We start from the raw sequence: 8,878 nt of genomic DNA, 5'->3' as shown, positions 1-8,878 counted from the left end.
GGGGCACCGGTGAAAACGGCACGTTAATATCGCTGATAATGAATAAAGAAGGACTCAGTTATAAAGACGCTTTATTTAAAGCAGACACCTTATTATCAGAGCCGGATAAACATCAACTGACTATCAATCCGCAACATGAACAATTAAAAGCCACCGTTCCACTTAAACAAAGTCAATTAGAGGCACGCGCTCAGCAATACTTTAATGACGGCATTCCTGTCACCAATACCTTGGCGCAGACCTATTTAGACACGAACCCCAACCGTCCGTTTAAAGACAATGACAGCATTCGCTATCATCCTCGGGTATATTCATCAGAAACACGCTCGACCCATCCGGCCCTTATTGCCAAACTGGAAACACCGGACAATCAAATTAAAGGCATTTCGGTGACTTATTTAAATGACGCCACAGGAGACATTAGCGACCTCAAGATTAATAAACGGGTACTGGGCACAAAATCGGGCAACCATATTCCGATTAATGAAGGCATACAGGCTGATTACAGTATTTTAGCCGTAGGAATTGAAAATGCATTACTGATTAATGACAACAACCCAACCAATACCGACATTATTGCCGTCACCAATAATAACGATTGCCGAACCGTCAACACCGACAACCTCCGCGAAAATATTATCATTGTGTTGAACCAGGAAAACACCGAAATAAGTCAACACTTGATTGATGATATTATTTCCAAAGTTGAACATGAGGGAAAACATGCGACCATCATTGAACCTAAGAATGATCACTCAATAGCCAGTACAACGTTGCTCGATGAGATTAAAACGGCCATTCATAATATCACCACTAAAGATGACCATATTCCAATAGCCATCCAATCACTCAACGAATATATTGGCCACACCCTAAATAACGATAAGGAAAGCGATAAAATCGATGTTAACAATACCGTCCAATCCTTTAAAGAACATGAAGCCGATAAATACCATGCGTTGGCTGACCGACTTCATACCACTAATAATGAACTCACTATCCAACCGCCACTTTTCGATATAGGCGAAAAGACACGATAATAACGACAAGGGGATATTACTTATCCCCTTCCTTTTCTTCCCCCGCGAGAAACCTTTCCACAAACTCTTCTGCTTTTTCAAAGGTCACACGCTTCCTCGCATTAGACGTAGAATGATCACCAGAGTATTTTTCCTCATTATAGGTTTGGAAATAAATATTATTCTGCATGTAAAGATTCTTTGTCGAAAGCTCCAGCACCTTCTCCATCAACACCCGCATTGAAACTGCTTCCTCCTCCGATGAATGCTCCAACACCCTAAACGCAAAATCAATCAACTCACGTACCGCTTCAGCTTTGCTTTGGATACCTTTTTCTTTCTGGTAATCATCTATCTTTTTATATAACTCAGGTTCACACGCTACCTGGACCACCGGATTTCTCGCCATTTCCCCTCCGAATACACCAACATATCGCAATACACATGTATTGCACTGCATCATTTTACTGTATTGCGCGTGTATTGCACGAAAAAACAGGCGTATTGCGCGCGCAATACGCATAAACAACGAAAACTAAAATATGACATCATTATCAATCAGTTAAACAACAGCAATACACCTGCAATACACTGAGGTAAAAATAAGCTACAGCCCTTTAAAAATGCGGCTTCAATACACTTGCAATACGCACGTATTGCGCGCGCAATACACTTTCAGCAAAGTTAAGTTTAACTTTTTTAAAATTCGATAATGCCGAAACTCGTAAAAACACTAATTTTTTTACTTTAAATATCAGCATGTTACGAACCACCAACAACAACCATCTCGATTTATCGAGATAGCGAGGGGTGTAGAGGTATAAAGAAGGGAAAGTGCCAACTATCGAGTGATCGTTCAGTTCTTTGTTATCACACTTTAAAGCGCACTATATCAGGGTTTTCAGCACCCTTAAAGGGGGCGTCGGGGGTAAAAGTCAAAGTTAAACGTTAAGCAAAAAGCACCCCAAAAATCATTAAAAGTGGCATTGTTAACGATCTTTTACGTCCCGTAATGCCACGCTAAACAACGATACCATTAACCTGCCAGCCGTTAACACCTGTTTATTTCAATAGGTGGTACTGCCTCATAATAACGGTATTATGCCGAGATTAAACAATGGGATAAATCAATCAAATAAAAATTAAAAAAACACCCGATTAATCACGACACTTATCGAATGATAAATTCGTTATAACAGCGGTATTACTTTACATACAGGGAGAGCAATCAAATCATAACAAGAATAATCTTAATCATAGATTCAATCTTTAATATTTATCATTTCGTAAATGCAAGCCAATGCGCAATTCATTTCAATATGTTGACTTGATAACTGCACTACCCTTTCTATCTCTTTGTGCATACCGACATCCAAGTCATTTTTTTTGATGAATGTCATTAGTGTCTCGAATGTACTTATCCCACTAGTCCAAACTGTTTCGATATAATCGTATTCGTTAATAATATGAATGCATAATTCTATATAGAAAAGCATGAGCCTTGCGATCCCATAGCCATTACTCGACATCATCTTATATTCTAAAATTATTTTTTTAGCGTCTGCTATTTCATATACAGGCAAGGGCGTATCTATTGTAAATGTCGGCAACATCGATTGTTTTATCTTCCTCACATTATAATTAAAAACATCCTCCTCATCATCATTGAGTAACGGTACTTTATCGTACCGTTTCACTGCATCAAATCTCTTATATAGTTCTGCTATTTCATCAATCAGTTCTTTTTCAGATTTGTGCCTTAATATCACATGCAAATTTTGTAATGACATCAATCATACTCACAGTAAATATCAATTTAGTATTTTCAATAAAATACCACATTAGCATTTTAATATGATTATGAATAATAACTGCACAATTATCGAGTTAAATGTTACCCACAGAATCTGTGGATAACCAGAGCGAGGTCAGATGCTAAAGGTAACCAAATACAAATATTTAGTCCCACACGCAGACTGATTTTTGATGTAAAAACATTGATCGAAATTAACAATATTGCAATGTTTATCTAGTCACTTATATTATTCACTAATGATATAATAAAGATATTTCGTCTAATCAAAGTTTTATATTTGGAATTTCATCTAATTGTTCCAAAAGATGATCACATCTTGATACAATAACTTCACGACATCTATTCATATAAGTACATTGTGATCCCGATATATCCCCTATCATACTAATAGCAATATCAATGTTGTCGAGTATTGCATTCGCGATTTTCCGTAAACGACATCGAAGTATTTTTTTTACTTATATAACAATCATCGGCAAAACCGACTAGATTATCCTACTTTGAGTTCTTTTCGCCTTAATCGCCAGCCCCAGCCGCCCAGTACTGAACGGTTGATCAAGATTAGGCGGGAATAGCGATAAAATCCAGATCGAAGGACGAAGATTAAGAAGTAATAGACGATGAGTGTTTTGAACGTAAAAGTGAAGAATCCCAACGTACATGTTTGTATAGTCATTACGCTTTGAGGCAAGAACATGTAACGATTACCTAACGTTTCGGGTAAAATCCCGTTTAAACCTTGTACTCTAATTTCAGAATCATCAGATGACTTAACGTATAGAAAAGCTGCATTCGTAAGGTGATCATTCAATCACTTGGCTTCGTCGTCTTGTGCCAACTCGCCTCTGACCTACGCCTCATATGATGTTTTTTTCATCAGCTCGCAGTTTTGCTAGCGGCTTCCTTTAGACCGTTCCTCGCGGAAAAGCCCTTGCCATTCTCTAGTAGTTAGCATTTAATATCAACTAGTTGAATATTAAATGCTGATTTTCCTACAGAGGACTTTCACCTCATTAGTTCATGCCCATGCTGGCCGTACACAAGAACATCAAGTTGACACGTTTACTCCGCATTTTTGGTCTGGAGTTCAGTGCGCTTGGTGAGTTGGCCGTGGTACAACTTATGTTAGACGTTATACGGTTAGGTTAATATTGAGGAAAACATGAAAATTATAAGTATTTTTAATAATAAAGGCGGCGTTGGTAAAACTACGTATATGTACCACATAGCTCATTTGCTAGAAAGGCAAGGCAAAACAGTACTAGTTGTTGATTTAGATAGCCAATGTAATTTATCGGCTTACTCTTTGTCGGATACTGAGCTTGAGAGAAGCTGGAGACCAGAACGAGGAAATAGTATCTGGAACGCAATTGAAAGAGTGTATGAAGGTTTGGGTGATATTAGGCAAAGAAGACCATCTTTGCTAAATAACAGCTACCCTAATTTATATATCGTACCGGGTGATGTTTTACTAAGTAACTACGAAGACTCTCTTGGTGACTCTTGGAGCAGTGCTAAAGGTGGTAGCGCCCCTGCATTACGGATTCAATCTGCTATCTATCGCTATATCAAGTGGGCAGCAGAGCAGGTCGAGGCAGATGTAGTAATGCTCGATTTGGGTCCTAATCTAGGTGCGTTAAATAGATCGGTTTTGGCTGCGAGTGACTACTTTATTGCACCAATGTCTCCTGATTTATTCTCAATTCGAGGAACTAAAAACCTTGGTGCTAAATTGAAAGTTTGGCGCAGAGAGTGGGATCAGTGCAATAGCTCAGCAGCTGGTAGTATTGATTTACCTCAAGGTAAGCCAACATTTCTTGGTTACGTTATGCAGCAACACAACATCCGTCAGAATACCAATGGAATGACCAGAGGTTGGGCTATTTTTGGCGATCAAATTCAGAGTGCTGTACAACAAAACATAATCGATGTTTTAGGTCCATTAGGACAAGTACATGATTGGGGGGATGGTAATTGGAATATTGGGCAGATTCCAAATCTTCATAGCTTAATTCCATATTCATTGGATGCTAAAAAACCTGTATTTGATTGTACATCACGAGATGGTTTAAACGGTGCTCATATTACACGAGCAAGAGATTCGGCAGAGTATTTCGAGCCAATAGTCCAAAAGCTTCTGAGCGTACTATAACCGTATAACAATGCGGGTTAAGTCGATTCCTAACTGCTTGCATTGAACATAACAGCCGAAGTAAGAACAACGAGAAGGTCGAGAGTGCTTTTTTGAGGAATGTTTTAGTGGAAACGCTCAATAACCATACTCTTAGTATTGTTTTTATTTAGTCTCACCCAAATATCTATAATGTATGCAATTCAGCGTCGTTTTTGGAGGTCACATGACAATTTATAATTTTCAGCTTACATACTCAATTTCTCCCTATGGGAATAGTTCAAATAAAGAAAACAAGGCAGCAGAAGCTAGAAGACTAATAAAAAACATAGCAGGATGGGAATCAGTAGATGAAATTGAAACAACGCTAGTAGGGGAAATTTCATTTATTGCTACTGGCAATAGTGAAAAACGTAAGAAAGGTCAAAGTATTGTTGAGGATAAAGTTAGAACGCTTTTTGAACGTGAAGAAGTACTTGATCACACTCATTCTTATTTTAGTTTAATGATTGATGGATTAGGTAAGCACATCGAATTCAGTATGTGATTTTACATAACACTCACACATAATGTGTCTCACTGATAAACAAGCAAAAAGGTCACATTCGTGGCCTTTTCTCTAACACACATTTGGACATAAATGTTTTAGTAACTTTGCTAAATTAGCAAAAAATTAATTAACTGAAATATAGAAAACTTTGACAGGCAAAAAGCAAGACTTGACCCCGTCACTTGTGCTTTAAGTGGCTTTACTCGTACCAACTTGCTGTATCGACCTCAATACCACCAGAGTCTAAGTCAATATCACTTGGATCAGAAACAGAGACACCGAGGCTTACAGTAAAAGGATAACTCGTGGACATTGAGAAGAAATCCTCACGTTTCCCATACTCTTGGCTCACATGCACAGTCCCTGTCACATTCATTACAACATTAGACTCGTTGATACCTGTAATTTCCAACTGTTCTGGATGCGTTTCTTCGATTACAACATTATTCGCTAGTATAGACAGCTCATCAGGGAAATTATTGACCACGTTGTCAAATATTTCAGATTCAAGGTAATCTTCAACCTTGCTAATTACATAATCTTCCAAAGCCGTTAGTTCTTCGATCACCTCTTGGGAGAGTTGAATAATGTACTTCATATCGGTATAGAATTTTTGAGGACACGGAGTAAAGTGCTTCTCTGTTATATGGGTGTATTTATTAAAAAAGTTGAATTTCTTCAGAAATTCTTTGATGCTTGCATTTACTTCGTCTAGATCTTCTTCTTCAAGGTAAGCATCAGACAAATAACCCTGAGCACAAAATTTTAGTTTTTGCCTTCTAGTAACATCAAACTTCTCACTTTCCTTCTCATACCAAATCGCTTTTAGTACTCTGTCGTTTGGTGCACGTCTATCAATAATCTGTAAAACTAATTCTCGCATTGAGAAAGCAAAATTGTGAAACCTTAAAGGGTTTCCATGTGAACAATAGTTCCTCAAACTTGCTCTGAATAACTCTTTTTCAAATGGAGAGACCAAAACACTCTGAAATTCTTGAATAAAACAATGTTCTAATAATTTTTTAAGTTTCATAAGACCCTAAATTTTGTGTGCCAGTTAACACTACTTAGGCGACTAACAGTCGCCTTTAATGTTCACATGATGCCGTCTTTCATTTATAATTTCAACTTGTAATCAATAGGTTAGTGGCTATATTGTGAGCTTAGACTGCTCAGTGACGTTTAATTTCTTGATCTTCTAAATTTGGATAACTTTTGGTAGGGGAAACTCACATTGACAGCATGTAAATGAATATTTGCTCTAACGCATAAAGAGGCAGAAACGTGTTAATGGCAACGAGCACTACATATCAACCTTCACGCTCATTTAAAAAGGGCTGTTATCTGATATGGCTTGTTTTAGTGCAACTTACAATAAGCCTAACTTTTTCTTGTTATAATACGTTCTACGACTAACACCTAATGACTCCCAAGGCTTCAATTGTGCTTCACTTTTTTTATCAACGGGTCGCCCTCCTCCCTTGCTGCACTTACCACCTTTCTCTCCTTTCTTAGCTTGTGATTCCGAAAACTTCGCAGGAGTAAAATGCCGCATCGTCCACTTCGCAATGCTCTTAGCGATCGATTTTACTTCTGAATACTGCATCGGGGTGTTGTAACCCATATTGATGGCTTCACAACGCGCTAACACAGCATTTTCCCATGATGCGGCATAGTCAGGCCGCCAATACTCTCTAATGGCCTTATAAGCCCAATGACGGACATTATCAAAAGTGTCACAGTTGCGACCTAGACCACTGGCTTCCCTGCCCACTTTCGGATGATTACGGATATCAACAAAGTCCGCCAGATAATCGAGGCTGTAACCGTCCTCTGTCCAGCATTCGGTTTGCCAATGGGGATGGAGCGGATTTTTCGTGATAAGTCCCGCGTAACCTTCATCAGCCTGTAAACGCTGCATGAACGCCGATTGAATCGCTGCCGCATAACGTATCGGCTCAAGGTGTGCCGCTTCTGAGGTCGGAAACGGTATCAACAGCTTGTAACAGATATGCGCGTGACCATTTCGCGGGTTTTTCGCCGTCCAGTACGGCGGCGGTAAATGCGCGTCAGACCATGCCAGTGCCGCCCCTGCGCGGTCGATATCAAACACCAAGTACGTCACCATATTATGGCGATTAACCTGTAGGTACTGGCGCGAAATCGCCGACAAGCGACCACGGATAAACAAGTTACCCAGTTCATCGGTGCAATACGGCTTATGCGGCAAGCTCTCAATGAGTGCCGCTTTCGATAGCATGGCCATGACTATGCGCTACTCGTGACCGAGCCCCTTATCGAGCAGTTTGATACGACTCCATGCCATGACCCTTAACCGCGCATCATTGGCCAAAGTGCGGTAATAACCGTGCTCTGTTTTGGGTAGCGTAATCACCAAGGTCGCATGCCGTTTACTTTGGTGGTATTGGCGGTGCTTTTCATTCAATTGTTGGTGACGGGTAAAACTGTCCAACTCGCGGTCATGCCGCGCCCCCTCACGCAATACCGCTAACGCCCATGCTTCTAACGGCTGGTTGTCGGCCTCTGCTCCCAGCCATAACGACCGCAATTCTTCATCGGTCAGGGTGATGCTTAATCGCTTGGTGGTCACCCCTTGTTGAGCTGGTAACGCATTCAACGGTGTCACCGTCGTAGGCGAGGTGTTGGTCACTATGCGACGGAACGTATTACCGACCTGCTCGGCGGCTTGCTCCACGGCTTTATCGCTGACGTGGGTATAACGCAATGTCATGGAAAGCCGCTTATGGCCTAACAATTTAGCGACCATTGGCAGGGTGTGCCCGTCCATCACCGCATAGCTGGCAAAGGTATGGCGCAAGTCATGTATTCTGACATCGGCAATGTCGGCCTTAATCCGCAGTTTGACCCACAGATTGGACACAGCACGCACCGATGCGCCTTTTTTCATCGGGAACAGTTCACCGCCTTGGCGGCGAACATGGCGCGCCAGCACATCAACCGCCGCTTGGCCGATATGCACCACCCTTGCCCCTGTTTTACTGTCTGGCAAATGAATTTCATTGCCGTGAAGGTATTCCCCTTTCAACTGGGTGATTTCTGACACCCGACACCCTGTGAGCATCAGTAAACGAAGAATGTCACAGCACTGAAACAGTACATCACTGCGCGCCCCGACGTCATCGAGTACCGCCGACAAGCGTTTAATTTCAGGCACACTTAAAAAACGGTTCAGTACCCGCCGTTTATTGGGCTTATGCGTATTAACATGATGCCGATCGCTCTATAACATCGATGGCGATCACAATCTCATTCGATTGTAGACCTTCGTAAAATCTAACTGACGTGATCGGCTTGCGTCAATTTATTTAATCTTTTTCGCA

8 protein-coding genes are annotated in these 8,878 nt (G+C 40.7%); 3 read left to right on the top strand and 5 right to left on the bottom strand.

Annotated elements, in window-relative coordinates:
- On the top strand, positions 1-1,040 hold a 1,040-nt coding region (locus tag C9J12_RS29180), incomplete at its 5' end, for a toprim domain-containing protein (RefSeq protein WP_227876510.1).
- A gap of 16 nt (positions 1,041-1,056) precedes the next feature.
- Here the strand turns inward: C9J12_RS29180 and C9J12_RS29175 are convergent.
- Together C9J12_RS29175 and C9J12_RS29170 are read right to left on the bottom strand one after the other, a co-directional pair.
- A complete protein-coding gene (locus tag C9J12_RS29175) occupies positions 1,057-1,428 on the bottom strand; it encodes a hypothetical protein (RefSeq protein ID WP_107246816.1) in 372 nt (123 codons plus the stop codon).
- Between the two features lie 853 nt (positions 1,429-2,281).
- On the bottom strand, positions 2,282-2,809 hold the full coding sequence (locus tag C9J12_RS29170) for a DUF6155 family protein (RefSeq protein ID WP_107246814.1): 528 nt from the start codon (positions 2,807-2,809) through the stop codon (positions 2,282-2,284).
- 1,188 nt (positions 2,810-3,997) lie between these two features.
- On the opposite strand from C9J12_RS29170, the gene C9J12_RS29165 reads away from it, so the two are divergent.
- Together C9J12_RS29165 and C9J12_RS29160 are read left to right on the top strand one after the other, a co-directional pair.
- Positions 3,998-4,987 carry a ParA family protein gene (locus tag C9J12_RS29165; protein WP_107246810.1) on the top strand — a complete coding sequence of 330 codons (990 nt, stop codon included), beginning with the start codon at positions 3,998-4,000 and terminating at the stop codon, positions 4,985-4,987.
- A 205-nt stretch (positions 4,988-5,192) separates the two neighbouring features.
- Positions 5,193-5,513, top strand: coding sequence for a hypothetical protein (locus C9J12_RS29160; RefSeq protein ID WP_107246807.1), 321 nt, complete (start codon positions 5,193-5,195; stop codon positions 5,511-5,513).
- A gap of 202 nt (positions 5,514-5,715) precedes the next feature.
- Here the strand turns inward: C9J12_RS29160 and C9J12_RS29155 are convergent, their stop codons facing one another.
- The 3 genes from C9J12_RS29155 to C9J12_RS29145 form a co-directional block, all read right to left on the bottom strand.
- The gene (locus C9J12_RS29155; RefSeq protein WP_107246804.1) at positions 5,716-6,549 is read right to left on the bottom strand and encodes a pPIWI-associating nuclease domain-containing protein; all 834 of its coding nucleotides are present in this window, start codon (positions 6,547-6,549) and stop codon (positions 5,716-5,718) included.
- A 336-nt stretch (positions 6,550-6,885) separates the two neighbouring features.
- Positions 6,886-7,782 carry a replication initiation protein gene (locus C9J12_RS29150; protein WP_227876509.1) on the bottom strand — a complete coding sequence of 299 codons (897 nt, stop codon included), beginning with the start codon at positions 7,780-7,782 and terminating at the stop codon, positions 6,886-6,888.
- A gap of 9 nt (positions 7,783-7,791) precedes the next feature.
- Complete coding sequence (locus C9J12_RS29145) at positions 7,792-8,712, bottom strand: tyrosine-type recombinase/integrase (protein ID WP_227876508.1); 921 nt, start codon at positions 8,710-8,712, stop codon at positions 7,792-7,794.
- Positions 8,713-8,878: the final 166 nt, after the last annotated feature.

The sequence above is a fragment of the Photobacterium frigidiphilum genome (assembly GCF_003025615.1).
Classification (GTDB): Bacteria; Pseudomonadota; Gammaproteobacteria; order Enterobacterales; family Vibrionaceae; genus Photobacterium; species Photobacterium frigidiphilum.
Note: the sequence above shows the minus strand (reverse complement) of the source record. Positions and strands in the feature narration are given on the sequence as shown.

What these genes read in the sequence shown, in the direction of transcription:
- C9J12_RS29175 (WP_107246816.1), bottom strand. Translation starts at nt 1,428, where the DNA reads ATGGCGAGAAATCCGGTGGTCCAGGTAGCGTGTGAACCTGAGTTATAT.
- C9J12_RS29170 (WP_107246814.1), bottom strand. Translation starts at nt 2,809, where the DNA reads ATGTCATTACAAAATTTGCATGTGATATTAAGGCACAAATCTGAAAAA.
- C9J12_RS29165 (WP_107246810.1), top strand. Translation starts at nt 3,998, where the DNA reads ATGAAAATTATAAGTATTTTTAATAATAAAGGCGGCGTTGGTAAAACT.
- C9J12_RS29160 (WP_107246807.1), top strand. Translation starts at nt 5,193, where the DNA reads ATGACAATTTATAATTTTCAGCTTACATACTCAATTTCTCCCTATGGG.
- C9J12_RS29155 (WP_107246804.1), bottom strand. Translation starts at nt 6,549, where the DNA reads ATGAAACTTAAAAAATTATTAGAACATTGTTTTATTCAAGAATTTCAG.
- C9J12_RS29150 (WP_227876509.1), bottom strand. Translation starts at nt 7,782, where the DNA reads ATGGCCATGCTATCGAAAGCGGCACTCATTGAGAGCTTGCCGCATAAG.